We start from the raw sequence: 26,919 nt of genomic DNA, 5'->3' as shown, positions 1-26,919 counted from the left end.
CCGAAAATCGTTCGATTTTTCCGCGGATTAGTATGATGAGACGAGTCAAGGAGGGCATCATGGGCGACGACACCACCGGACCGAAGCCAGAATCACAGCCGAAGTCATCGGCGCAGACGAAACCGAATCTGGAGACGCCGAGCGAGCTGCTGCACCAAGCCATCACCGACGAACTCGCCGTCGACATCCTCGACGGACGCTGGAATCCCGGCGAACCGCTCACGCTGGAAGCCATCCAGGACCGTTTCTCCACGTCACGCACCGTCGCGCGCGAAGTCGCGAAATACCTCGAATCGATGAACGCCGTGACCGTACGCCGCCGCGTCGGCCTCGTCCCGAGGCCGGTCGCGGAATGGGCGGCGCTCAACACGCAGGTCATCCGCTGGAAGCTCATGTCCACGCGGCGCAAGGAGCAGCTGCGCACGCTCACCGAACTGCGCCTCGCCATCGAACCGGCGGCGGCGGCCGCAGCCGCACGCAACGCGACGATGGAGGCGAAGGCGATGTTCCCCGTGATGGCGGGCGAACTGCGCAGGACCGGCGAGACCGGCGACCTCGCCGACTTCCACGAGCTCGACGTGCGCTTCCACTCGGCGCTGCTGCTCAACAGCGGCAACGAACTATTCGCCGGCATGGCCGACATCATCGGCATCGTGATCAAGGGACGCGTCGAACTGCACATGTACCCGCAACGGCCGAAACCGGCCGCGCTCGACGCGCACGACGCGGTCGCCGAGGCGGTGTGGCGCGGCGACCCGGACCGTGCGCGCGAGGCGATGCATGCGATTGTCGACGAGGTCGCCGAGGCGCTCGACCTGACGTGAGCGCGTCCACCTGATGGCGAATATCGCTTCCGCCCCTTGAGCGTTTCCCGATTCCACGCCTACAATCGGAGACGTCTATTGATGGTCCAACCCAAAGGGGAGTTTCACTATGCTCACGAACGAGTACGTCAAGCGCGTCTATGCGCAGGTCGAGAAGCGTGACGGCGACCAGCCGGAGTTCCTGCAGGCCGTGCAGGAGGTTTTCGAAAGCCTGCAGCCGGTCGTCGAGAAGCATCCGGAATACGAGAAGGCAGGCGTGCTCGAGCGTCTCGTCGAGCCGGAGCGCGTGGTCAAGTTCCGCGTCGCCTGGACGGACGATGAGGGCAAGGTGCAGGTCAACCGCGGCTACCGCGTCCAGTTCAACTCCGCGATCGGCCCGTACAAGGGCGGCCTGCGCTTCCACCCGACCGTGAACGAGGGCGTCATCAAGTTCCTCGGCTTCGAGCAGATCCTCAAGAACTCGCTGACCACGCTGCCGATGGGCGGCGGCAAGGGCGGCTCCGACTTCGACCCGAAGGGCAAGTCCGATGCCGAGGTCATGCGCTTCTGCCAGGCGTTCATGACCGAGCTGTGCCGCCACATCGGCCAGTTCACCGACGTGCCGGCCGGCGACATCAACGTGGGCGCGCGCGAGATCGGCTACCTGTTCGGCCAGTACAAGCGCATCCGCGACGAGTACTCCGGCGTGCTCACCGGCAAGGGCCTGGAGTTCGGCGGCTCGCTCGCCCGCACCGAGGCCACCGGCTACGGCGTCTGCTACTACACCGCCGAGGCGCTGCGCGTGCTGCGCGGCGATTCGTTCGCAGGCAAGACCGTCGTGATCTCCGGTTCCGGCAACGTCGCGATCTACGCGACCGAGAAGGCCGAGCAGCTGGGCGCGAAGGTCGTCACCGTGTCCGACTCCAATGGTTACGTCTACGATCCGGAAGGCATCAAGGTGGACGTCGTCAAGCAGATCAAGGAGGTCGAGCGCGGCCGCATCAAGGAGTACGCGGAGCGCGTGCCGGGCGCCGAATACCACGAGGGCTGCTCGGGCGTGTGGACCGTGCCGTGCGACATCGCGCTGCCGTGCGCCACGCAGAACGAGATCGACGAGAAGTCGGCCGAGGCGCTGGTCGCCGGCGGCTGCAAGGTCGTGTGCGAGGGCGCGAACATGCCGTCCACGCCGGAGGCCATCGCCGTGTACCAGAAGAACGGCCTGCTGTACGGCCCGGCCAAGGCTGCGAACGCAGGCGGCGTGGCCGTCTCCGGTCTGGAGATGAGCCAGAACAGCTACCGCCTGAGCTGGACCTTCGACGAGGTGGACGCGAAGCTCAAGTCCATCATGGAGTCGATCGTCGCCGAGTCGCTGAAGGCGGCCAAGGAGTACGGTCACGAAGGCGATCTGATGCTCGGCGCGAACGCCGCCGGCTTCGTCAAGGTCGCCAACGCCATGGTCGCCCAGGGCGTGCTGTGATCGGCTGTGACCTGACCCGCCGAACGAGGGTCAGGCAGTGAATGGGGGGGGTCTCCCGCCGAACCCGGCGGGAGACCCCCCCCATTCGCGTCTCGGCCCCTCGTCAGAGGGTACCAAGTGGTGGATTATCCTTCCGACTTTGCCGACGGTTCCCTCCGCTAATAGCACGGTTCCGCCCTCCAACGTAACGGTTCCCTCCTTGGTTTGCTACGGAAAAACGTGGCAAACCAAGGAGCGAACCGTGACTCATCAGGAGCGAACCGTGACGAGTGCGGAACGGTCCATGACTTTATCGGCGAGAACCCCTTGCTCCCCCTTTCAGGGGGAGCTGTCGGCCGAAGGCCGACTGAGGGGGTCAAGCCCAAGACCGTCGGAATCCGACCAGGCACGACGCCGTCGGTACTGGATACACCGCGATCGGTTGCTCCGTCAGTCGCGGCGACGTGCGCGACGCAGGACGGTCAACACGGCGGCGGCACCGAGCAGGGTGACGGAGCCTAGCAGCACAGCGGCCACCGGGGCACCGGTCCGCGACAGACCAGACGACTGCGCGCTGACGGAACCGGACGCACCCGAACCGGCTGCCTGCGTACCCGAACCGGACGCGCCGTCACCGCTCCCGGTTCCCGGCTGGCTGCCGGTTCCATCACCGGAACCCGGCTTATCGCCGGAACCATCCCCGCTCCCCGGCTTATCGCCGGAATCCTTGACCAGCGCGGCCCGTGCCTCGGTCAGCGCCGCGAGCGCGTCGTCGGCGTCCTGCTGGGAGGCTTCGGCGTCACCGGCCACGCCGGTCGCCTTCTCCAACGCCTCGGCAAGCGCGGCCCAGCTCGTCTTCGTGTAGTCGGATTCGACCAGCGTACCAGCCTTGATTTCGCCGTTGATCTCGTCGATTTTCGCCCGCAGCGCCGTGACGTCGGCGGCGACGCGCAACGCGCCGGCGGCGGTGTCCAACGCGTCCGTGGCGGACCGGATATCGGCGGCGGAGGCATCGGACTTGGCGGCGACCTCGCGAGCGGCCTTCAGAGCGGACTCGAACGCGGCCCACGTACCGGCCGTGTACTGGCCTTGGACCGTGTTCTTGTAGTGGTCGATGGCGGCGCGCAGCTCGGCGCGGGGCGCCTGCTCCTGCGTGGATTCGAGGCCTGCGACCGCCAGCCAGGAGACCATGGCCGCATCGCCATCACCGCCGTAGGAGGCGGTGAGCGTCACGGTGCCGTCGCCGACGGCGTAGGCGTCGCTCGTGTAGGCGAGCTTGGTGTCGTAGCCCTTGCCCACGTGCAGCGCGTCGCCGCCGTTGAGCGCCACGGTCGTGTTCTTGCCGTCCGCGGCGGTGTAGTTCAGTGTGAGCTTCATCGAGCGTGGACCGGTCCACAGCTCCTTGAATCCGACGGAGAACCGGTAGGTGCCGGCCTTGACGGGCAACGTGTAGACGATATCCTTCTTGGAGCCGCCCTTCTCGCCGCCGAGCACGGTGTTGTACTTGTCGGTCTCGGAGCCGACGGAGTAGACGGACACGTCGCCGATGTTGGCGCCCCACGAACCTTCACCGGAACCGGCGGCATACTGCCGGTCCGCGGCGTCGTTGCGCAGCGTGGGCACGGAACCCTTCACCGCGTCGTAGGCGGCGGAATCCTTGCCTGCCATGCCGGAGTCGATGTAGTAGACCAGATCGTCCGGTACGACCTCGAGGTGGTAGGTCACGGTACCGTCGTAGCCGTCCACCGTGCCCTGCACGTCGAGGGAGTCGAACGCCTTGGGGGCGTTCGCCGTATCCTCCGCGCTCGGGATCTTCCAGTCGACGGCCGCGTTGACCGTCCTGCCACCCACGGATTCGAACGCAAGGGTCTTCGGCAACGCCGAGGCCATGTCCGTTCCGGCGACCATCGCGCCGGACAGGTCGGTGGAGAGGAGCGTCTTCGGGTCGTCGGCGCTGTGAATCGTGTACGTACGCGTGATGACGCCGCTGGCCGCCTTGCCGGGTGCGACGGCGATCGCCTTCAGCGTGTACTTGCCCTTGGCGAGCGCGATGGGACCGGTGTACTTGGTGCCGGTCTTCTCGGTGGGTTCACTGCCGTCCAGCGTGTAGTAGATGGCGCTGCCCTCCGCGGCCGCAAGGGTCACGTCCTGCGTGGTGTAGACGCCGGAGGCGAGTGACGCTTCGGGCAGTGCGGTGATGGCTTTGCCGAGGCGGTTGGCGTACACCTGCACTTCGATGAGCCCGTTCTCCCAGTTGGCGGTCGAGTTGCCGTTGTGGTCGTTGACGACGCTGGTCACTTCGATCTGTACGTACCGGTACCTGCCGCTCACCTTGTCGCTGGTGAAGGCGACCTGGGTGTTGGCGGTGTTGTCGAACAGCGTGGTCCAGTTCGCGTCGTCGGCGTCCGCCTTGGAGGCGATGGAATCGTTGCTGCCTTTGAGGATGTAGCCATAGCGCGATTCCGATCCGTTGGCGGTGGCGAACGTGGTGTCGATGCGGGAGAGGTCCTTGACTTCGCCGAGGTCGACGGTCCACGTGTACGGGACCTTGTCCTGCGCGTAGAATTCGACGCCCTTGTCCCAGAAGCCGGTCATCTCGTACTTGCCGTCATTGGCCTTGCCTGCGGCGGCGGCTTCGGCGGTGGATGCGCCGGCCTGGGGCACGCCGGCGTCGGCGTACACGGGCCGGTTCTGGGAGACGAGGTCGATGTTCGGCAGTTCGATGCTGCCGGTGGTCTTGTCCAATCGCCAGCCGGGCGCGTACTGCATCGACAGCGCACCGTCCTTGGACAGACTCAACGGCAACCAGATGTAGGTGGAAGATCCGAGCTTCTTGGAATTCCAGCGATCACCCAGGTAGATGTAGCTGGTCTTGCCGTTCTCAGTGACGGCCATGATGCTGGTGGGCTGGCTGTAGAAGGTGGAGCTGTTGCCGATGAGGTGCTGTTCGCTCCACGCGTTCGGATCGGTGATGTCGGTGCTCGTGTAGTAGCGGGCCTGGTTAGGGTACCAACCGGACTGGGTGGAAATGATGAGGTAGTAGGTGCCGTTGATGTTGGTGATGGCGGGCGCTTCGAGCCGCGCACCTTGGAACATGCGGTAGCTCATCGTCTCCTTGGTGTCGGTCGCGTCGGTGAACGCCACGTCGGTGAGGTCGTCGGAGAGCTGATGGATGCGCATGCTCATGTGATCCTCGGCATCGATGAGGTACGCCTTCTTGCCATCCTGGAAGAGGGTCATGTCGCGGGAGCCGTAACCGTATTTGCCGACGCCGTACATCGGCGATTCGACGGCGTTGCCGTCGGCGTCGTAGTCGAGGGAGAAGCCGTCGTCGGTGATGGCGTGCGCCTTGAGCTGGTCCCAGACCTGGTCGACGGTCTTGCCGGGGTTCGCTTCCCTGACGGCCACGTAGTCGGCGTCGCTGATCTGGATGGTGCCGGCGGAGCCGGAGACGGAACGCCAGTTGCGGTACTTGGCCGCGGTGCCGGCGCCCGGGCGCCAGTGGCCCTGGAACGTGTACGGGCCTCCGATCTTGTCGGCCGTGGCGACGGCGATCTGGCTGGAGGCGTATCCGGTGGCGTCCTCCCAATGGCCGTACAGCACATACTTGCCGGCCGCGTTTTTCAACAGCTTGGGGCGTTCGAGCTTGATGTCGGTCAGGCCGCCGGACGCCGCCTTGGTGGTGGCGCTGTGCTCGGTCAGGATCGAACCGACCTTGGTCCAGTTGAGCAGATCGGTGGATTCGTAGAGGCTGACGGCAAGGAAGTTGGCGGAATTATGCGATTTGTCTTCGCCGACCCAATAGTATTTGCCGCCGTCCTGCAGGAATCCGCCGCCGTGCGCCTGGATGGGGTTGCCGTCGGTGTCGTACCAGGTCTCGCCGACCGGGATGCCGTCGTATGTGGTGGCTTTCACGGACTTCGCGGACTTCGCAGTGGCGGCGGCCGTGGTCGCGGCGGGCGCGGCGGTACCGTCCGCAGTGGTGTTCTGCGCCGCCAGTGAAACGGGCGCGCCGGCGGCGGCCATCGAGACCGCGGCCACGAGCGCGACGCAGGAAGTCGTCACCTTGCGCAGCAGTCGTTTCGCGGTGCGCAAGCCCTCCTCGGTGATGGCTTTGCGATTCATATGAGCTCCTTCGCTGTCATCGTCAAACCGTCAATGGTAACGCAACCATTGAGGCCCGCCCATGCTAACACCGCCAGCCGACGGCCCGGCGGAACATGGCAAACCATGGCAAAACGACAGCAACAAAGATATGAGGCCGGCCACAGGCCGTCCGCAATTATGGCCCCCTCTGACGAGGGGGCCAAGGTGAGACTTGCCTACAGCAGCTCGAGGGTCACGTCGAGCTTGAGCGGGCGGTCCGACGGGATCTGGAACTCGGGATGGACCGGGGCTCCCCAGGTGTCGTCGCCGCCGACGCCCATCTGGGCAGCGAGCAGACGCAGGTACGTGTTGCGGACCGGCGGCAGCTCGTCGGGGTGCATGGCCTCCTCGAGCATCAGCGAGCTGTACGGCAGCAGGCTCACCGCGAACGGCGAGGCCTCGCCCGCCGAAACGCGCATGCCGTGCCCGTACTCGTCGGTGATCTCCGCCCAGCGCACCTGCTCGTGGTTGCCGGTCTCCTGCGGCACGAGGTAGGGCGCGAAGTCCTCCTCGGCCGTGCGCGAGTACACGCCGAGCTTCGCGCCGTGCAGACGGTCGGCGTACGTCTCCTCGGGTCCGAGTCCGTAGAACCTCAGCCGGTCGTACTGCGCGGGCAGCTTCCATTCGAGTCCGAACGCGGGCAGCGTCGCCGCGCCGGCCTCGCCCGGGTATTCGACCGTCAGGTGCACGCGCAGACGGTCGTCCACGTCGTAGCGCACGACGACCGGCGTGTGCGCGGCGTCGGCGAGTTCGTAGTCGTAGCGTGCGGTCAGGCCGTGACCGTCGGCCGTCGGTTCCACCGACGTGCCGGTCACACGCGCGTACCGGCCGGCCGCGAACCACTGCGCGCGGTCGAATCCGGAGCCGTTGCCGCGATCGTTGTCGACGAGCGCGCGGAACGTCGTCAATGCGGGCCGGCGGATGACCATCTCGCGTCCGTCGCGACGGAACGACACGATGCCGCCCTGCGTCTTCGACAGGATGATTTCGTCGCGATCGTCGTGGATGCCGGCGTTGAAGCCGTCGGCGGCGACGGTCGCGCGCGTCGCGGCGCGGCGGCCGCAGCCGCAGCCGCACGCGTCGCCGGAACCCGCGCCGTCCACGGACACGACGGCCGTGTGCTGCCCGAACGTGAGCTCGTAGCCGGCCGGCGCCCAGTCGGTGGGCGCGGCGAGCCGCTGGTCGACCTCATACGTGACCTCGTAGCGTCCGCCGGCCGCGCAACCGCAACCACAACCACAACCACCAGCAGCGGCACCGTCACCACCGGCCACGTCCACCAAATCGGTGATCGCCGGGAATCCGACGGCCTCGCGGCGGGTCTCGCCGGCGGGCACGTCGAAGCGGTAGTCGGCGTGCCAGCGTTCGACGCCGTCGACGAGCACGCGCGCGGTGAACACGTAATCGGCGGTGGAGACGAACAGGTTGTCGTTCGTGATCGTCACGCCGTGCGCGTCCGGCACGAGCTTGACGTTCGCGTAGCACTGCTTGACTTCGGCGGCCTTGGGGGAGGGGGTGCGGTCGGCGAACACGATGCCGTCGCCGCTGAACTCGTAGTCGTTCGGACGGTCGTCGAAGTCGCCGCCGTAGGCGAGACGCTCGGTGCCGTCGGGCAGGCGCTGGACGAGCGCCTGGTCGACGAAGTCCCAGATGAATCCACCCTGGTACTTCGGGTACTTCTCGAGCGCCGTGTACAGGTGCAGGCCGCCGGTGGAGTTGCCCATCGAGTGGCTGTATTCGCAGGAGATGTACGGCTTGGCGTCATCGCCCATGTACAGTTCCTCGATCTCGGCGGGCTTCGCGTACATGCGGCTCATCACGTCGGACACGTCGTTGAATTCCTGCTGCCAGAACACGCCCTCGTAGTGGACCGGGCGGTGCGGGTCGTTCGCGTGCACGAAGTCGTACATGGAGCGGAACACGTCGCCGCCGAACGACTCGTTGCCGAGCGACCAGATGACGACGCTCGGATGGTTGTAGTCGCGGCGCATCATGCTGCGCGTGCGGTCGACGCACGCCTCGCGCCATTCGTCGCGGCTCGCGGGCACGGCCAGGTCGGGCGTGAGCACGTCGCCGGGGGAGGTCCAGCTGCCGTGCGTCTCGAGGTTCGTCTCGTCGATCACGTAGATGCCGTATTCGTCGCACAGTTCGTACCAGCGGCTCTCGTTCGGGTAGTGCGAGGTGCGCACGGCGTTGATGTTGTGGCGCTTGAAGAAGCGGATGTCGGCGATCATGTCCGATTCGGGCACGGTGCGTCCGGTGCGTGCGTCGAATTCGTGGCGGTTGACGCCCTTGAACACGATGCGCTTGCCGTTGAGCTTCATCAGTCCGTCTTCGATGGCGAAACGGCGGAAGCCGATGCGCTGTGGGACGGCTTCGACGAGCGTGCCGGCGGCGTCCGTCACGACGAGTTCCAGCGTGTAGAGGGCCGGGTTCTCGGCGCTCCACGGCGTGACGCGGCCGACGTTCGCCTGCCACGTGACCGCGTCGCCGCCTGCCGCGGCGGCGGTCACGTCGGCGGCGGACTTGGTCTCGCCCCACACGACCGTGCCGTCGGCGTCGCGCAGCGCGAGGTCGACGGTCGCGCCTGCGGCGGCGCCGTCGAGGCCGGCGAGCGTCGCGGCGACGGCGAGCGTGCCGTCGCCGGTCGCGGTGTCGTAGTCGGCGTCGACGGTGAGGTTCGCGACGTGGACGCGCGGATGGGAGGCGAGCGAGACACTGCGGAAGATGCCGTGCAGACGCCAGAAGTCCTGGTCTTCCAGCCAGCTCGCGGACGTGAACTCGAAGCAGGCGACGGCGAGCGTGTTCGCGCCTTCGCGGATGATTCCGGTGACGTCGAACTCGCTGGGGGTGAAGGAGTCCTCGGCGTAGCCGACGAACGTGCCGTTGAGCCACACGGCGATCGCGGTGGCGGCGCCGTGGAAGGTGAGGGTGACGGTGCGTCCGTCGCGGATCGCGGCGGCGGTCTTCGGAGCGGTGGCGAACGCGCGGCGGTACAGGGCGACGTGGTTGTGTTCGGGGATGCCGGGCGCAACCGGGGCCTCATGGCCGGACCACGGGTACTGCTGGTTCACGTACTGGTGCTTGAGGAATCCCTTGACTTCGAGCGCGGAGGGCACGTCGATGGGGGAGAATGCGGAGTCGTCGTAGGCGGGCTGGGCGAAGGCGGCTTCGGCGAGCGTGCTCTTGCCGTAGTCGGCGAGGTCCACGAGTTCGACCTTCCACGTGCCGTCGAGGCTCTGCTTGAGGTCGGACGCCTCACCCGCGGCCGGGACGTGGTCGTAGGCGCGGTGGCTGGAGTGGGCGGCGAGGCGGTTGACGGCGAACGTGCGCGGGTCGGTGAGCCATGCCGGATCGAAGCGGTCGGCGGCGACCGGTTGCGCGGATGATTGCCCGCCTGTCCATCCGGCTGTGGTGAGACTGGTCATAATCATTGCCTTTCTGCTGGTCCCGATGGTGCGCCGATGCTTGATTGTTGTGCACCACGACTTCGTGATTTCCCACCGGGATAAATCGTTTACTAAATTTACCGTCGCCAATACGATAACGCAACCACGACACGCGCCCACTCCGACGGCAGGGCATTTCAATCGCCGCACTGCCACCAACGCAACATCACACACGACGCCGCACACCGCACCGCCGACACCGCCTTCCAACAGCACATCGGCAGCACACCAACACACTCGCGACACGCCTTACCGACAGCCGTTTTTATAACGATATTTAGTTACGATTTTACTTATTTTAAGTAATGCGATACACTCAATCGCACCTGTCCGGACAACAACGTCCGGGCGGCTTCACCGTCGAAAGAAGGCACAGGATGTCCGCCACGCCCACGGAACCCACGCATACGCCACCAACCCAGCAATCCGATCCGCAACGACCGGCAGCACCGCACCCGAACCAATCCGCCGCGACCACCGCGACCACCGCGGCCACCGCGCCGACGATCCACAAAGGGCGTCTCGCCGCCTACGCGTTCGGCAACTTCGGCCAAGCGCTCTTCTACAACGCGCTGAGCACCTACTTCGTAGTCTACGCGACCACGTCGCTGTTCGCCGGCATCGACAAGGCCCTCGCGGCTAAGCTCATCGGCGTCATCACCTCGCTCGTGATGATCATCCGCATCGCCGAAATCTTCATCGACCCGCTGCTCGGCAACCTCGTCGACAACACCACCACGCGAATCGGCCGCTTCCGCCCATGGCAGTTCATCGGCGGCACCGTCTCCGCCATCCTGCTGCTCATCATCTTCACCGGCATGTTCGGCCTGGTGAACGTCAACACCACCGCGTTCATCATCACGTTCGTCATCGTGTTCATCGTGCTCGACGTGTTCTACTCGCTGCGCGACATCTCCTATTGGGGCATGGTGCCGGCCATCTCCTCCGACTCGCACGAACGCTCCGTCTACACCGCCGCCGGCACGCTGTTCGGCTCGCTCGGCTACAACGGCCTGACCATCGCCGTCATCCCGATCACCACGATGTTCGCTGCCGACCACACCACGCAGACGCAGGGCGGCTGGACCGCGTTCGGCGTCATCTGCGCGCTCATCGGCATCATCACCTGCTGGACCGTCGGCCTCGGCGTCAAGGAGAAGGACAGCGCCCTGCGCAAGAAGGCCGAGGCGAACGGCAACCCGCTGCAGGCGTTCAAGGCGCTCGGCCAGAACGACCAGCTGCTGTGGACCGCCCTCGCCTACCTGTTCTACGCGTTCGCCAACGTGGCCACCGGCGGCGTGATGGTGTACCTGTTCAAGTACGTCGTCAACCGTTCCGATCTGTTCTTCATCACCGGCGTCGTGCCGGTCGTCGCCGGCATCCTGCTCGCCCCGCTGTTCCCGATCGTCACCCGCCGCGTCCCGCGCCGCTACGTGTTCCTCACGGGCCTCGCGATGATGGCCGTCGCCTACGTGCTGTTCATCGCCGCCTCCACGAACATCGTGGTCGTCGTCATCGCGCTCATCCTCTTCTACACGCCGCAGACACTCATCCAGATGACCGCCATCCTGTGCCTCGAGGACTCCGTCGAATACGGCCAGCTCAAGACCGGCCGCCGCAACGAGGCCGTCACGCTCTCCGTGCGCCCGATGCTCGACAAGATCGCCGGCGCCCTGTCCAACGGCTTCGTCGGATTCGTGGCCGTCTCCGCCGGCATGATCGGCTCCGCCACCGCCGCCGACATGACCTCCGCCAACATCACCACGTTCGAAGGGTTCGCGTTCTGGCTGCCGCTCGCGTTCATCGTGATCAGCTTCCTCACGTTCTTCTTCGGCGTGAAGATCAGCGAGAAGGCGCACGCCCGCATCGTCGCCAAGATCGAATCCGACATGGCCGACGGCGGCGAACCCGAATACGGCAAGGCGATCGCCAAGTCCGTCCTCCTCGGCAAGGAAACCCCCGTCAAGGCCGCGTGAAATCCACATGCCCATGACTCCGGCCCCCTCTGACGAGGGGGCTGTCGGCCGCAGGCCGACTGGGGGAGAGACAGCGGCCGCAGGCCGCGAGGAAACGGAATCGGCCTCCAGCCGATACGACATTCCCGCGGCCTGCGGCCGCTCTTTTTCTCTCCCTCCGTCATCGCTTCGCGATGACACCTCCCTCGTCAGAGGGAGGTGATCCCGTCGGCTCGCATATCGCCCGGCATGCGTTATGATGGGATTAGTAAACGGATTTACCTGTGATTTCGCAAGGGAGCGTACGGAACAACCATCATGGTCACGATCAAGGAAATAGCCCGGCAATCCGGCTTCTCGCCGGCGACGGTCTCGCGTCTGCTCAACGGCGACCCGACGTTCTCCGTCAAGGAGGAGACCCTCCGAAGAATCCTCGAAACAAGCGAACGACTCGGCTACGACGTGCAGGAGCGCCGCGGCGGCATGCCCGCGCTGCGCGACATCGCCGTGCTCGACGCGCTCGGCACCGATGAGGAACTGCAGAACGCCTACTTCGCCGAACTGCGCGACACGTTGCTTGCCACCGCCGCACAACGCCACGTCACGCTCACCTTCCACACCGACGTGGAACAGCTCATCGCCGGCGCGGACCAGTACGACGGATTCATCTCGATCGGCCCGGAACTCCACTCCCGCGACAGCCTCGAGCGTCTGCACGACACCCTGCCGCACGGCGTCTTCGTCGACGTAAACCCCGCGCCGGACCTGTTCGACTCGGTGCAGCCCGATCTCGCGCAGACCGTGCTCGACGCGATCACCGAAGCGCGTGGACGCGGCATGACGCGCATCGGATTCATCGGCGGATCCGGCTACATCATGGGTTCCTACGAGTACCCGGAGGACACGCGTTCGATGGCCTACCGCAACTGGTGCGAACGCCTCGGGCTCGACACGGAGGGACTGATGTTCGTGGGCGACCGGACCAGTCCGGTCACCGGACGCGAACTCGCGCGGCAGGTCGTCGAGGAGATGTCCGCCAAGGAGGGCGGACTGCACGCGAACCTGCCCGACTGCTTCATCGTGAGCGCCGACCCGATCACCGTGGGCGTGCTGCAGGAGTTCACGCAGGCCGGCATCGTCGTGCCGCGCGACGTGGAGCTCATCTCGATCAACGACCAGTCGATCGCCCGCTACACGTCGCCGCCGCTGACCACCTACGCCATCAATCTGAAGGCCATGGCGAACACGGCCCTCATGCAACTCACCGAATCGATCAGCTACGGCGGCGACGTCAAACGCCACACCTTCCTCTCCACCAAACTGGTAGTCCGCAGCAGCTTCACCCCAGCGGGGAAGTAGGGGGAGTCGCCCCTCGAGGGAACCCCATCTCGCCTCCCTCTGACGAGGGAGGTGTCATCGCGAAGCGATGACGGAGGGAGAGAATGATGAGCGGCCGCAGGCCGCGGGAACATCGCATCGGCTGGAGGCCGATTCCATTTCCCGCGGCCTGCGGCCGCTATCTCTCCCCCACCCGGCTTCGCCGGGAGCCCGACCGCAATTACGGACAGCCTTCGGCTGGCCTCGCATCAGCTCGCTGTCGCTCGCCTTCGCCTACGGAGAGCCCACCGGGCTCTCCGCTTCACGGCTCAGCCCGTCAGAGGGGGCCGAGGATGGGACCGCCCAGCCGGCCCCTCGCCTCCGTCTCACCTCGTCCTCACTCCGACGCCTTCGGCATGACCGGCTCGCCGTACCCATCCACGGCGCTGTCGAAGCCGAGGTAGTAGTCGAGCTCGTGGTCCTGGATATAGCCCTTCATCGTCATGCTGTTGCGGTAGGCGCGGTTCTGGGCAAGCGAGCGCACCCGGTAGTCGGTGGGCACGTTCGTCGTGAAGATCACGAGCTCGCGGCTGTCCGCGGTCTGGTAGACGGCCTCCTCGCGCCAGTCGCCGAGCATATCGCCGTAGAACAGCGGGTTTTCGTCCTTGCGCACCGCGCCGGTCACGCCCGTCTTCACGCCGTTCTCCGTGTTGAACTTGTTGAACACGGCGATGCGCGACGTGCGCTTCGCGTCCGCGCGATAGTCGGACAGGATGTAGCGGTTCAGAATCTCCTTGCCGAGGTCGCCGTCCCAATACAGTGTCCGCTCAGGGTAAATCGGCTGTTCGCCATCCACCGGCGGGGCGAGCATCGCGCCGGTGGCGGCGCTGCGGATGCCGGAAAAGCCCCACACCTCGAAACCGGGATTGGTCGGGTCCACGTCGGCGGCGACGCCATGACCCTCGTCCTGCGGCTTGCCGGTCCACGGGTCCGGCGTGCGCCACATGATCGCGCACCTGGCGGAGTGCGAGGGGTCAGCGAGCGTCGAGCAGGCGGCGTCGGCGGCGGTGGGCGCGCCGCTGCCGGACGCGTCCGTGTACGCGGGATCGTACACGTATTCGCGCATGCCGTCGTCGGTCGCCTGCTGGATGCCGTAGCCTTCCAGTCCGGGGCGCGAGGGGTCCATGTCGGTGATGTACCAGCGGTCGCCGTGTCGGATGTTGTCGCTGACCGAGAAGTTCTGCCGCAGTTCGCCGTCGGGGGTCAGGCAGAAGCCGATCTCGCACACCTCGTCGCGGCCGTCGCCGTCCACGTCGATGACGCGCGTCTGGTGCCCGTCGCTGGCCGGCGTCGAAGCGCGGTCCCACACCCATCGTTCGGTGAGCGTGGCAATGCCAGAATCACTGGAACCGGAATCACCCTGATAATCGTAGGCGGCCTCCATCAGATTGAAGTTCCCCTGCAGCGGACGGTTCTTGTACGTCGCAATGATGCTCGCGTGCCCGTCCGCGGCCACGTGACCGACGGCGAGGCGCGCGACCAGCGGACCATCCTCCTTGTGGAGGTCCGGCACGGCGATGTCCGCCTTGAGCGTGCCGGTCATGCCGTCAAACACGGCGAGCGACTGGCCGCGTACCTTGCGCACCTCGACCTGCGGCTGGGACAGGTCATAGGGCCGCAGGTCGCCGTACCTCGCGTATTCGGTCACACCGCCCTCGCCGTCCGGGTAGCGCACGCCGTCGGCGATGCGCAACGCCACCTCGGCCTTGCCGTCGCCGTCGAAGTCGTAGGCGGTCACGCCGTCGATGGAACCGGTGTCGATGACGGTGGAGCCGGGGGTCTCGCGTACCTTGCCGCCGCGCATCGCGATGGTGGACATCGGTCCCATGTCGATGCGCCACAGGAACGTGCCGTCCGACCGGTACGCCTCGATCTTCTCACTGTCGGACTCGTCGCTGCTCGTATGCGCCGGCTGCCGGTCGAGGATGTAGTCGTATTCGCCATCACCGTCCAGATCCGCGGGCCACACGTATTTGATCGGGTCGGTGCCGTCGCCGCCGAGATGCACGCGCACCGCCGGCTCCGCCGCCGTGTGCGCGGCGAGCGTGAACCGGCGTCCTGCCGCGCGTCCGGTGTCGCGCCCGTACTGCGACGCGAGTTCGCGGCCGTCCAGCACCGGCGTGATCGCGTAGACGTGCGCGACGGACGCGTCGGAGCCGTCGTCCGTGTAGTTCGTCCCGCCCGTCACCGGCGCGTCGTTCAGCTTCACGCCGTCGCGGTAGACGTTGAACGCGATGTCTTGCGGATCGGCGGCGAGATACCGCCACGTGAGGAACGCGGATGTCGACGACGTGCGTACCACGACGAGCCCGCGGCCCAGGTTCTCCATTCCCGGCGAGGTCGCGGATGATGGGGAGGACGGGGATACGGATGATGCCGGGGATGATGCGGGAGCGGCGCTGGCCGGCACCGCGACTCCCAGACCGACCGCCATCGACGCGGCCGTCAGCGCCGTCGTCAGCGCGACGGCGCCGCGACGGATGATGTTCTCGCGGACTGCACCACGGCGACACATGCCGAGGGGCACACCGTAATGGAACACACCGTGGCGGAACATACCATGCCGGCGGATATCGCTTCCCGAGTCATCATGATAGAACGCACCGTTTCCGACGACGTCTTGTCTGCTGCCTTTGACTGTCATAGTCACCTCATAGATCTGGCCGTGGATTGCGGGCCGCATCCACACGGCCCGCCCGTTGCGCACACCCTAACAACGCCCCGCCCGTTCCCCGCAAACGGTTTCCCTTTGTTGTCCGCATCGGGCACCGCCCAGAGGTCGGATGAGAAGTCGGATGAGAAGTCCACAACCTGGGACGGGTCTCCGATGTTTGTCCCTCGACACGGAATCACCTGCAAATCACACCGAGGGGCAAGAATCCTCGCCCCTCGGCGGAGAAACAAGCCCGATTCACGTCGAGGGGCGACATCATCTGTCATCCCACGCAATCACACCGCCAGAAACCGCCATTTTCCAACGATCCGCTGAGCACCATCGCTGATGGTGGCAGCGGATCTCGCCCCTCGACGCATAATCTCCCGTAATCCTCACTGAGGGACAACATTTCTTGCCCCTCGACGCACATTCAGACCAATCACGCGCCGAGGGGCACTATACGTGGCGCATCACCACCAACCGGCGAGGAACGACGTGGCTTTGGCTTGCTCGTCGCGGTAGGCCTTGCCGAACTCGTCGATCAGGCCGTGGAACTCCTGAAGCTGCGCGACGTCGAGGCCGGAGGCGAGCACGGACGGCGCGAACGCCTTGTGGAACGCCGGGTAGCCGGCGGGCACCGTGAAACCGAGGAATGCGAACAGGCGGCGGGCGTAGGTGTCGGCGACGAACGAGCGACGGGAGAACACGTAGAGCATCAGGTCGTCGGCGGTCTCGCCCCCGATGCCGAACAGCGACAGCAGTTCGGCGCGCAACTCGCCGTCCGGCACGTCGGCCGCGCCGGACGGATCGGCACCGCAGCGGTCGATGTACCAGCGGCTCAGCGAGCGCAGCGCACGCGCTTTGTTCCGGTAGAACCCGGACGGACGAATCAGATCCTCCAGCATTGGCACGTTCGCCCCCGTCCCGGATTCCGAAGCCGGCTCCGTCGCCGCGATGGCGTGTGGGCTCAGCATGCCGGCCGCCTTCAGCGCGGTCAGCGAGCGGTCGACGTTGCCCCATGCGGTGTTCTGCGTGAGCACCGCGCCCACCATGATCTCGAACAGCGTCTCCGCAGGCCACCAGTCCGTAGGCCCGATCTCCCGCTCCATCACCGCATACAGCCGTTCGATGAAGCCGGCATCCGGCGTTCCGGCATCGTTCATTCCGACCGATTCCATGATGTCACTGCTCCGCATATAGATCATCCGCAGTGACGAACGACATGTGACCGTCGCCGGCGAAACGGGCTCGTGTGGCATCGGAGACGGGGGTCTTCGTGAACAACGTCAACCACGCCTCCTCGGTCTTGTACCCCTTCACCAGAGCGGATCGACGTCGAAGCCGTTCGATGGCTTCGGACTCGTTGAATGCGTTGCGCCACTTGCATTCACCGAGCAGAATCAACTTCCCTATGGGGTCGGCGGCGATGACGTCGATGTCCGTCTGCTCGCGCGCTATGGGATCGTTGCCCCACCATTTGCCGAACTGCGTGGCGATGAAGGGCAGCTCTCCAGCGGCGTTGCGTCGGATCAGCCACTGCCCGCACACCGTCTCGAACTGCTGCCCCACATACGTATCGAACGCCGGGCCGAACGCAAGTTTTCTCGCCACGGCTTCGCCGATGTTGCTTTCCAGAATGCTCATATTGCGACCGACGAATCGGAACCAGTATGCGAAGAACGGGTCGGCGACGATATACATGCCTTTTCTCGATTTGGCCGGATCGTCGCCGAACGGCACCTTGCGTTCGATCAGACGCAATCCCACCAGCGTCTTCAGGTAGGCGCCGATCGAATCGGCGTCGACTCCGGCATGTTCGGCGATGAGCTTCGGAGTCGCGTTGCCGCCTGCAATGGCCAGCAGAATCGAGTAATAGGCCGCCGGCTCGCGCAGCTCCTGACGCAGAAGCATCATCGGCTCCTCACGCAGCACGCCGAGGCCATCGAACATCAGACGCAGCACATTGGACTCGAAACCGTCCTGTTCACGTATCCGCGCGAGATAGTAGGGGGTCCCCCCGAATGCCGCGTAATAGCGAATCCGCTCCTGCGCGGGCGTATCCGGGAGGAATCGCGCCGCGTCGGCGTAGTCGAAGGGCAACAGGCGAATCTGCGCGGTTCGACGCCCATACAGCGGACTCTTACGTCCCAGCACGTTATTTTCCATAAATCCTTCATTGCTGCCGGACAGAATCATCGTCACATTGGTCTTCAGAAAACCGTGATCGATCGCGATCTGCATGATGGACGGCAACGCGGGCTCGGACGCGGCGGCATACGGAAACTCGTCAAACACGAACACGATACGTTCGCCGGTCTTCCCCGCCTGCTCGGAGACGTATGACAGCGCCTCACGCCATCCGCCGAATGACGGCGTAGAGGAAGGCATACCGAAGAACTCCATCACCACGCGGGAGAAATCATCGAGATTCATCTTGGCGCTCTGCTGTATCGCAGTGAAATACAGCACTCGCTTGTCTTTGACGAATTCATCGATCAGCGCGGTCTTCCCGACGCGACGGCGACCATACAGCACTACCATCTCGAACGAATCGCTGTCATACAGACGTTCCAGCACCTCCAGCTCATGCTCTCGCGCCACGAACATGTCAGTCTCCGTTTCCTTCGATGATTCGATTGCAGTTCCCACCATAACACTTCTAAGGGTGTTGTGATTACCTTAATTGTGATTAAGGTAATCACAACACCCTTGAACGAGACCGCCCGCCGGCCAAAACCATTGTCCATTGTCTTGCCCTGCATCGGGTGGAAAGCGGCCCATACAGCCCGACATTCCGGCCGGATTGCTGGCGTTAGCCATCGCGTTCTACTACGCGGTCGAAAAGCCCAGCATCCGCTTCGCCAAGCGCGCCGCCGCCGCTCTGGTCGCGAAGTAGCCGCCATGTTGCGGAGGTGGCCTGCCATCGCCGTCGTCGCCATGCCAACCATGGCACGGAACCGACGGTAAGCGGCGCCCCAGCGGCGCATGCGTGCCAACCATGGCACAGCAGCGACGCCAAGGAGCTCACCAGCGTCGTTTGCACGCCAAGCTTGGCAAGGAACCGACGCAAATGGCACAGAACCGACGGTCAGCAATGAGATGCCGGAGAAATCGGTGAAACGGACCCGCCGTCCACATGGACAGCTCGCTCGCCCGGGATGAAATCCCAAGGCATGCGGCGGGCGATTACGGCGAACGCGAACAGCGCGATGAAGCCGATCACGGCGATGCGCAGCGGCCCGTCGGTCGCGGCGGACACCGCGGACGAGACAGCAGAGGACGCCCCGGAACCAGCCACACCAGCCGCACCAGCCCCAGAATCCGAACCGGTGCCCGCATCCGCCGACCCCGCCGCCACGAACCCCGTGATCGCGGCGACCGTCAGCGCGCCGAGCACGGCCGTGCGCACGGCGTAGAACGCGGCGCGACGGCCCCCGTGCCGCGCGACCGTCTCGACGGTCATGTGCGTGAACATGCCGCCGAGCGTCTGCCCACGGTGCGTGAGCGGCACGAGCAGTTCGAACACGAGGAACGCGAGCGCCGCCGCGGTCGGCGCGATCGCGTTCATCCAGCCGACGCCCACCGTGACGCGTCCGCCGAGCAGCGCGAAATCACCGTTCGCGAGCGGCGTGGCGAGTGCGTGGAACAGCAGGACGACGGCCATCGTGATCGGGAAGTAGGCGGCGGCGACGAGCATCATGTCGATGATGTACGCGACGGCGCGGTGCAGCGCGCCCGGCCGCGCGTTCACCTCGTCGCGGCCCGGTAGCGCGGCGGCCGGCGCCCAGACGCCGAACAGTTTCGCGATGCCGAGGCCGACGATCGCGCCGAGCGTGTTCGTCATCAGATCGTTGACGTCGAACTGGCGGTAGGCGCACGGGTAGAGGCCCCAGAATCCGGTGAGTTGCGATGATTCGATGAACAGCGATGCGGCGAATCCGCCGCCGACCACCGCCCACCAGCGCCAGCGCAGCCAGCGGGCGAACACGAATCCGAGGGGCACGAAGAACACGACGTTCATGACGAGTTGGAGCAGCCCGTACAGTCCGCCGTATTGGAGATCTTCGATGAAGCGCAGTGGATTGAGCTGCGGCGCGTAGTCGCCCACGTGGGTCGCGCAGAACGCGTCCGGATCGTCGGGCATCGGGTAGAGCGTGAACGCGATGAGTCCGGTGAAGTACAGGACGCTCAGATACGATGCGCCGACCGACAACGCGCGCAGGCGATGATAGCGGTGGTAGAGGCCGGCAAGAATCGGCAACGTGAGCACCGCCGCTACCAGCGGCCACAGTAGCAGCGCGATTGCGAACGACGTGGAGAAATAACCCAAATACCCAAGCATCGAGCCCCACTATACAAACGCCGCCCGAAGGCGGCTGAAAGAATGATGGAAGGAGGCTGTAGGCCTACGGCACCCCCTCAGTCGGCTTCGCCGACAGCTCCCCCTGAAAGGGGGAGCAAGGGAAATCGCATGCGCACCCAGCGCATTCCATCACCTTGCTCCCCCTTCAGGGGGGAGCTGTCCGGCTTGCCGGACTGAGGGGGTACCGCTGTCAGGCGCGACGCTTGAGGGCGAGGACCGCGCCGGCGGCGAGGGTCAGCACGGCAGCGATCGCGAACACCACGGCCACATCGGCACCGGTGTTGGACAGACCACCCTGAGCGGGCTTCTGCTGCGGCTTCGCGGAACCGGGCTTCACAGCGGAACCGGTGTCGGCACCGGCATTACCGCCGTTGCCACCATTGTCGCCCGTGTTGCCGCCGCCGTTGCCGGTACCGTTGGACTTCAGACCCGCGACCGCGTCCTGCAGCGCCTTGAGCGCGCCGTTCACCTGATCGGAGGTGGAGGCCTTGTTCTCGAAGACCTTCTCCGCGGCGTCAAGCGCGGACTGGAACGCATCCCAGCCGGACTTGTAGTCCTTCTCCTGCAGCGTCTTCGCGGCGTCGATCGCCTCGCCGAGGGCCTTGAACTCAGCATCCGTCGCCGGAGTCGGCTCGGGCTCGACGTCCTTCGCATTGACGGTCACGGCGAAGGTGGCGGGCTGGAGGCCTTCGGCCGCGTCCGCACCGGTGTAGGTGACGGTCACGGTGACCGTCGCGCCGGCGAGGGAGTCGGCGAACGCGGACTTCAGGTCGACCGCGGTGCCGTCGGCGGAGGCGGCGGTCAGCGTGTATTCGCCGGCCGCGACGTCGACCGTCTTACCGGTGGACAGGGTCTTCGTGACCTTGAGTCCATCGGCGGAGAAGGTCTCGCCGACCGTGTACTCGGTCTTGGCCGCGCCGGTGTCCACGGCGATGGCCGTGACGGTCACCGGCTCGGCGGGCTTCTCCTTGACGGTGACCGTGCGGGTCGCCTTCGCCTCGTTGCCGGCCTTGTCGGACACGGTGTAGGTCAGCGTGTACTTGCCGGCCTTGGAGGTGTCGACGGTGCCGCTCACCTTGATCGAGGCGGTGACGTCGCCGTCCACGTCGTCCGTGGCCTTCACGCCGGCCAGCGGGTCGAACGTGGCGCCGTAGTCGAGCGTCACGTCGTCGACGCCGGAGAACACGGGGGCGGTCTTGTCGGACGGGGTCTCGCCGCCGCCCTGGCCGGCCGCGATCTCCTCGCTGGTGAGCGCGCGGTTGTAGATCTTCAGGTTGTCGAGCAGACCGGAGTAGTACTCGCCGGAGCCCCAGTTCGCCTTGCCGATCTGGAGGATGCCGCCGCCCTCGCCGAGGATGGCGGGCAGGCCCAGGCCGGAGACGTCGGTGCTTTCCTTGACGAGCTTGCCGTTGACGTACAGGCGGGTGAAGTCGTCGCTCACGGTGACGGCCACCTTGTACCAGCCGGAGGCGGGCGCGTCGCCGGACGCGTTGCCGCGGGTGTCGCGGTTGCCGTCGGTGTTGTAGCGTTCGACGGTCACCGAACCGGGCTTGGCCATGACGCCGAGGTAGTGCTCGGACTTGTTGTAGACCGGCGCGTTCGCGTTCGGCGCGGCGTAGAACGCCCAGCCGGGGTTGCCGGAGTCGGGCTTCGCGTCGAAGGTGACGGTCAGCGCGTCGGCGCCCTTGAGCAGCGGCGTGCCGTCGGCCTTGGCGAGGTTCAGCCAGAATCCGTTGCCGATCTTCGCGGCGGTGGTGTTGTCGGAGTCGTTCGTGCCGGTCGCGGCCTTGCCTTCGATCGAGGCGGTCGCGGCGGACGACGAATCATCGAGGTAGCCGGTCGTGCCGTCCTTGAGGTCGTCGAACGTGAAGTCGGCGAGCACGTCGGACGTGGGCTGCGCGGTGGGCAGGGTGACGTCGAGCGTCGGGGCCTGCTCGGCCTTCGCGCCGTAGATGCCTTCGGCGGCGCCCTTCGTGTTGACGAAGTACAGCTCGTCGTTGGCGTTCTTGCCGCCGACGGCCAGCAGCAGCGTGGTCTTGCCCGCGGCGATCGCGTCCTGCACGGCCTTGGTCACGTCCACGGTGATTTCGGTGCCGGCGACGGATCCGGGCACGTCGTTGCGCACCTCGTTGTTGCCGTTGTCGAACGCGGCGGACGTGGTGGTCGCGTCCTCCGCGGCGTTGAAGTCGGGGCGGGTGTTCCAGGTCATGCCGGACAGCTTGCCGTCGAACGCGGTGCCGTCGAGGCGCTTGTCGGCGTTCACCGGGGTGACGGTGATCTGCTCGTCGGCGCGGTTGGCGGTGTCGTAGCGGCGGCCGATCAGCGTGAGCTTGAGCTGCGCGGCGCTCGGGGTGGTACCGGCGAACTGGGAGAGGTCGAACTGGACGAAGCCGATCTTCACGTCGGTTCCGTCGCCGGTGTTCGTGCTCTTGTTCTGCTCGCCGAGCAGACCCTTGCCGGAGGCGTTGCGCACGGCGAAGTAGCCGGCCGTGTTCTTGCCGCCCGGGTTGGCGCTGTAGTCGGTGGTCTTGTTGGTCTTCCAGGAGGCGACGTAGGCGTCGGCGGTGGAGGCGACCGACTTGACTTCGGACTTGGCGGAGACCACGCGGATGCGGATGGTCTTGACGGTCGCGTCGTAGTCGCCCGCCTGGGCGCCGGCGTCGGCCGCGGTGAACGTGACCGTGTAGTTCTTGCCGGCCTGCTCCTCGGTCGGGGTCCAGGTGAACGCGCCGGTGGCGGCGTCGAACGCGGCGCCGGCCAGTTCGCCCAGATCGGAGACGGACAGCTTGACGTTGTCGCCGTTCGCCACGTCCGGATCGTCGGCCTTCACGTCGAACGCGAGCTTCTGGCCGGCGGTCGCCGTGACGAGGTCGCCGGCGGGGGAGGTGAACGTCGGGACGGTGTTCTGCTTGACGTCCTGCGTCTTGCCGTCCGCGTCGGTGTACGTGTAGGCGAGCTTGGCGACGGAGTCGTTCTTCGCGAACTTCGCCTGGTTGCTGTACTGCACCTGCTTGCCGCCCACGTGCAGGTCGTTGACGGTCGCGTTGGTGACGTTGTTGAGTCCGAATCCGGCGTTCGCGTTGGAGAACCACGTGTTGTCGATCGTCACGTTGGCGATCGGCTCGCGGTCGACGTTGTAGTCGGCGCCGCTGCCGTCGGGGTTCGGGCGATAGCCGTTCTCCTTCTGGTCGGCGGCCTTGACGGTCACCTTGCTGGAGCCGTCGGCGCCGTTGATGTCGAAGTTCGTACCGACGCGCGAGGTGTCGAAGGAGGAGTCCTTGATGACGATGTTCTCGTAGCGCGGGTAGATGTCGGTGTGGTTCTGGATGGTGACCGCGCGGCCGCCGCCCTTGAAGCCGAGGGAGTTGAAGTTGTTGAACGTGTAGTTCCGCAGCTGGTAGCCGTGCGCCTCATGGCCGAGACGGATGCCGTTGCCGCCGGAGAACGACCAGCCGAGCGTGTTGTTCAGCGTGATGTCGTGGCTGTCCGCGGTGTCCCAGGAGTCGTTGTCGATGCCGTGCGACTTCACGAAGGCGTCGTATCCGCCGACCGCGTTGTCATAGCCCTGGATGTTGGGGGAGTCCGTGTTGAACTTGAACATCTTGTTGTACAGGTCGGGCTTGTCGGGCTGGAACCAGCGGCCCGGGTTGTAGTGGCCGGAGGCGAAGGTGTCGTCGTTGCCGAAGGTCACGGCGCCGTTGACGGTGAGGTTCTGTCCGGACGCGAAGTCCATGCCGTCGCCCCAGCTCATCTCGTACGGGGTCAGGCCCTTGATGTTGTTGAAGGTGACGTTCTTGGCGGTGTGCGTCTCCCAGTTCCACTGCTTCGCGCCGCGCATGTACGTGTCGTTGAAGACGATGTCGCTGGACTGCACGACCATGACACCGGCCTGGTGCTGGCTGTTGTAGGCGTCGTTCTTGTCGCCGGAGGTGTTGCCGTTCTTGTCGGAGTAGTTCTTGGCGCCCTGGCCGTCGTAGATACCGCGGCCGGAGAGCTCGATGTGCTTCGAGTTCCAGATGCCGATGGCCGGCTCCTGGGCCTCGCGGTACGGCTGCACGTGGTTCTTGAGCAGCGCGCCCTCGTCGGCGTAGATCTTGAGCGTGCCGCCCTTGACCTTGCCGCCGTCGATGCCGTTGACGTCGAGGCCGCCGTAGGTGTAGGTGCCGTTCGGGAAGTACAGGGTGTTGAGCGTGGCGCCCTTGTTCTCGATGAAGTCGAACGCGGCCTGCAGCGCGTAGGTGGCGTCGTCGTCGCTCATCCTGCGCTGGTCGGGGTAGCCGACCTGCGTCTTGGAGGGGTCGACGATCTGGCCGTCGGAGGTCATGCCGGTGACCTTCTGGCCGCCGACCGTGGCGCCCGCACCGTCGTTGTACAGCGAGGTGGCGTGGGCCTTGATGGCCTCCTGCTTCTTCACCGTGGTCTCGCCGTCGGGCAGCTTGGCGCCGGCCTCGGACTCCAGGTACTTCTTGGCGAAGGTCTTGAAGTTGAGCACGCCGGTGGCCTCGTTGTAGCCCCACGCCTTCTCGTCGGCGCTGGTGCCTTCGGCGTCGCTCGGCGCGGCGGTCTTGTCCTCGATGGTGTCATTGATGAGCGCGAGGTACGGCTGGCCCTTGGCATTGACCTGGTCGCCGCTGTTGATCATGACCATCGCGGAGATCAGGCTCTGCTCCATCTTGAAGGTCAGGGTCTTCTTGTCGGCGCTGACCTCGTACTTGCCTTCGTAGTAGTGCTCCGGGTAGATGTTGACCTTGTCGATGGTCTCGCCGTCGATCATCGTGACCTTGACGACCGGCGTGCGCGAGCTGGACGCGAATCGCGCGATGTCGAAGTTGTGGCCCTTGGCCGTGTACTGCACGGCCTCCACGTCGGTGCCGTTGACGCTCACCTGGTACTTGTCCGAGGCCACGTCGGGGCTGTCGGTCTTGTTGCCGAGCACGTCGGTGCCCGCGCCGGTGGGCGCGTACGTGTGGATGGTGCCGTTGTCGCTGTACGACGGTTCGTCGGCCACCGCGGTCTGCGCGGCCAATGGCACGATCGTCAGCAGCATGGCGGCGGATGCGACGGCCGCGATGGCGCGCCGCACGAACGGACGCTTCGACGCCGTCGGAACGGCGTCGGTTGTTGTCTGTCGCTTCATTGCTCTCCTTAGTCTTCCTTGTCCGAGGTCATCACGTCGACCCCTTCCCGGACACACCTCCCTGTGACCGGTTACAACGCCATCATACACGATGATGTAAGCGCTCACCATCCGTATGTCGAAAATCACGAAAAGGGTTTCCATGACCACCTGGGCATGCCGCCCCCTACCATCGACCACGGAACTGCCGAACCATTGTGCAAAGGACATCCATGACCCGCGAGCAGCAGTACGATACACGCGGAACCACTCCCAGCGAACCCACTTCCACCAAAACCGAAACCGAACCCACCACAACCACGACCAAACCCATCGCAGCCGACTCCGGCCACCGTCCCACCATCTACGACGTCGCCAAGCGCGCCGGCACCTCGTACGCGACCGTCTCGCGCTATCTCAACGGCCGCGCCGGCGTCGCCAAGAAGACCGCGGAACGCATCGAACAGGCCATCCGCGACATCGACTATTCGCCGAGTTCCGCCGCACGCACGCTCGCGCAGAAGCGCACGCAGCTCGTCGCGCTCATCATCCACGCCGTCTCGGAAGACATCGTCTCCGATCCGAACATCATGCGCATCATCGCCAGCGCCAACGCGCGCATCACGCACGAGGGATGGCAGATGGTCACACTGATGAGCGAGAACGACGAATCGCGCGCCAACATCGAACGTCTCGTGGGCGGCGGTTTTGCGGACGGCTATCTGCTGTACACGATGGAGGACGACGATCCGCTGCTGGAGATGTTCATGCGCCGCTCGACGCCCGCCGTGATCTCCGGCACCGGATACACGCGGCCGATCCAGTGCACGTCGGTGGACGTCGACAACACCGGTGCGATGGCCCGGCTCATCCGGTACGTGCTCACGGGAAGCGCGAGCGGCGGCGCGGCGGCGGCGTTGCGCCGCACGCGACCCGCCTACATCTGCGGACCGATGAACATGCCGGGCGCGCCGGAACGCCTCACCGCGTTCCGCGACGTCACGCGCGAACTGCTGCCGGACGTCGCCGACGCGCTGCCCATCCACTACGCGGCGGACTGGCGGCCGGCGAGCGCCGTCGCCGCCGTCCGCGCGTGGGCGGCCGACGGCACGCTCGCCACGCGCGACGCCGTCATCTGCGCGAACGATACGCTCGCCGCGGGCGCGGTCGAGGAGCTGCAGCGACTGGGTTACGACGTTCCCGGCGACATCGCGGTCTCCGGGTTCGACAACAGTTCGGCGGCCACGTCGGTCACGCCGCAGCTCACCACCATCGACCAGCACATGGAACGCCGCGGATGGGTGATGGCGGGCTTGGTGATCGACGAGATCCGCGGGAAAAGCGGCAAGTGCGGTCCGGGTGATTCCGGGCGTTTCGGGGATTCCGGCGTGAAGCCGGGAGACACCGTCGTCCTCCCCACCGACCTGGTGATCCGCGATTCCGCGTGAGAGCGGCGTCTGAGAATCGGCAGCAGGCCGATACGATTGTCCGTCTGACGGCGGATACCCCCTCAGTCCGGCCTGCGGCCGGCCAGCTCCCCCTCACAGGGGGAGCAAAGAATCGACATGCGCTTCGCGCATGACCGTCTCCCTTGCGCC

General features: G+C 65.8%; 12 protein-coding genes. 5 read left to right on the top strand and 7 right to left on the bottom strand.

The annotated features are described in order from the left end of the window. Positions 1-59 precede the first annotated feature (59 nt). Together AC1AYD_RS04380 and gdhA are read left to right on the top strand one after the other, a co-directional pair. The gene (locus AC1AYD_RS04380; RefSeq protein WP_476544731.1) at positions 60-824 is read left to right on the top strand and encodes a FadR/GntR family transcriptional regulator; all 765 of its coding nucleotides are present in this window, start codon (positions 60-62) and stop codon (positions 822-824) included. Between the two features lie 109 nt (positions 825-933). Beyond that, the gene (gene gdhA / locus AC1AYD_RS04375; protein WP_476544730.1) at positions 934-2,280 is read left to right on the top strand and encodes an NADP-specific glutamate dehydrogenase; all 1,347 of its coding nucleotides are present in this window, start codon (positions 934-936) and stop codon (positions 2,278-2,280) included. A 429-nt stretch (positions 2,281-2,709) separates the two neighbouring features. On the opposite strand, the gene AC1AYD_RS04370 is transcribed toward gdhA, so the two are convergent. Continuing rightward, positions 2,710-6,384, bottom strand: coding sequence for an FN3 associated domain-containing protein (locus tag AC1AYD_RS04370; protein WP_476502221.1), 3,675 nt, complete (start codon positions 6,382-6,384; stop codon positions 2,710-2,712). A gap of 197 nt (positions 6,385-6,581) precedes the next feature. Further along, positions 6,582-9,833, bottom strand: a complete 3,252-nt coding sequence (lacZ, locus tag AC1AYD_RS04365) for a beta-galactosidase, LacZ type (protein WP_476544729.1) — start codon at positions 9,831-9,833, stop codon at positions 6,582-6,584. Between the two features lie 398 nt (positions 9,834-10,231). On the opposite strand from lacZ, the gene AC1AYD_RS04360 reads away from it, so the two are divergent. Continuing rightward, the gene (locus tag AC1AYD_RS04360) at positions 10,232-11,830 is read left to right on the top strand and encodes a glycoside-pentoside-hexuronide (GPH):cation symporter (RefSeq protein WP_476544728.1); all 1,599 of its coding nucleotides are present in this window, start codon (positions 10,232-10,234) and stop codon (positions 11,828-11,830) included. Between the two features lie 297 nt (positions 11,831-12,127). After that, positions 12,128-13,168, top strand: a complete 1,041-nt coding sequence (locus tag AC1AYD_RS04355; RefSeq protein WP_476544727.1) for a LacI family DNA-binding transcriptional regulator — start codon at positions 12,128-12,130, stop codon at positions 13,166-13,168. A 355-nt stretch (positions 13,169-13,523) separates the two neighbouring features. Here AC1AYD_RS04355 and AC1AYD_RS04350 read toward each other — a convergent pair whose 3' ends face one another. The 5 genes from AC1AYD_RS04350 to AC1AYD_RS04330 form a co-directional block, all read right to left on the bottom strand. After that, entirely contained in the window at positions 13,524-15,701 is a 2,178-nt protein-coding gene (locus AC1AYD_RS04350) for a rhamnogalacturonan lyase family protein (RefSeq protein WP_476502218.1), read from the bottom strand. Positions 15,702-16,312: 611 nt separating this feature from the next. Next, on the bottom strand, positions 16,313-17,005 hold the full coding sequence (locus AC1AYD_RS04345; RefSeq protein ID WP_476502217.1) for an endonuclease III domain-containing protein: 693 nt from the start codon (positions 17,003-17,005) through the stop codon (positions 16,313-16,315). A 19-nt stretch (positions 17,006-17,024) separates the two neighbouring features. Beyond that, entirely contained in the window at positions 17,025-18,494 is a 1,470-nt protein-coding gene (locus AC1AYD_RS04340; protein WP_476502216.1) for an ATP-binding protein, read from the bottom strand. Positions 18,495-18,930: 436 nt separating this feature from the next. Continuing rightward, positions 18,931-20,184, bottom strand: a complete 1,254-nt coding sequence (locus tag AC1AYD_RS04335) for a VanZ family protein (RefSeq protein WP_476502215.1) — start codon at positions 20,182-20,184, stop codon at positions 18,931-18,933. A gap of 211 nt (positions 20,185-20,395) precedes the next feature. Beyond that, the gene (locus tag AC1AYD_RS04330; protein ID WP_476502214.1) at positions 20,396-25,342 is read right to left on the bottom strand and encodes a LamG-like jellyroll fold domain-containing protein; all 4,947 of its coding nucleotides are present in this window, start codon (positions 25,340-25,342) and stop codon (positions 20,396-20,398) included. 212 nt (positions 25,343-25,554) lie between these two features. Between AC1AYD_RS04330 and AC1AYD_RS04325 the strand changes: the two genes are divergently transcribed. Next, positions 25,555-26,769, top strand: coding sequence for a LacI family DNA-binding transcriptional regulator (locus tag AC1AYD_RS04325; RefSeq protein WP_476502213.1), 1,215 nt, complete (start codon positions 25,555-25,557; stop codon positions 26,767-26,769). Positions 26,770-26,919 lie beyond the last annotated feature (150 nt).

This window comes from Bifidobacterium sp. LH_426, from assembly GCF_056356875.1.
The sequence above is the reverse complement of the archived record's forward strand: the minus strand, read 5'-3'. Positions and strand labels throughout refer to the sequence as shown.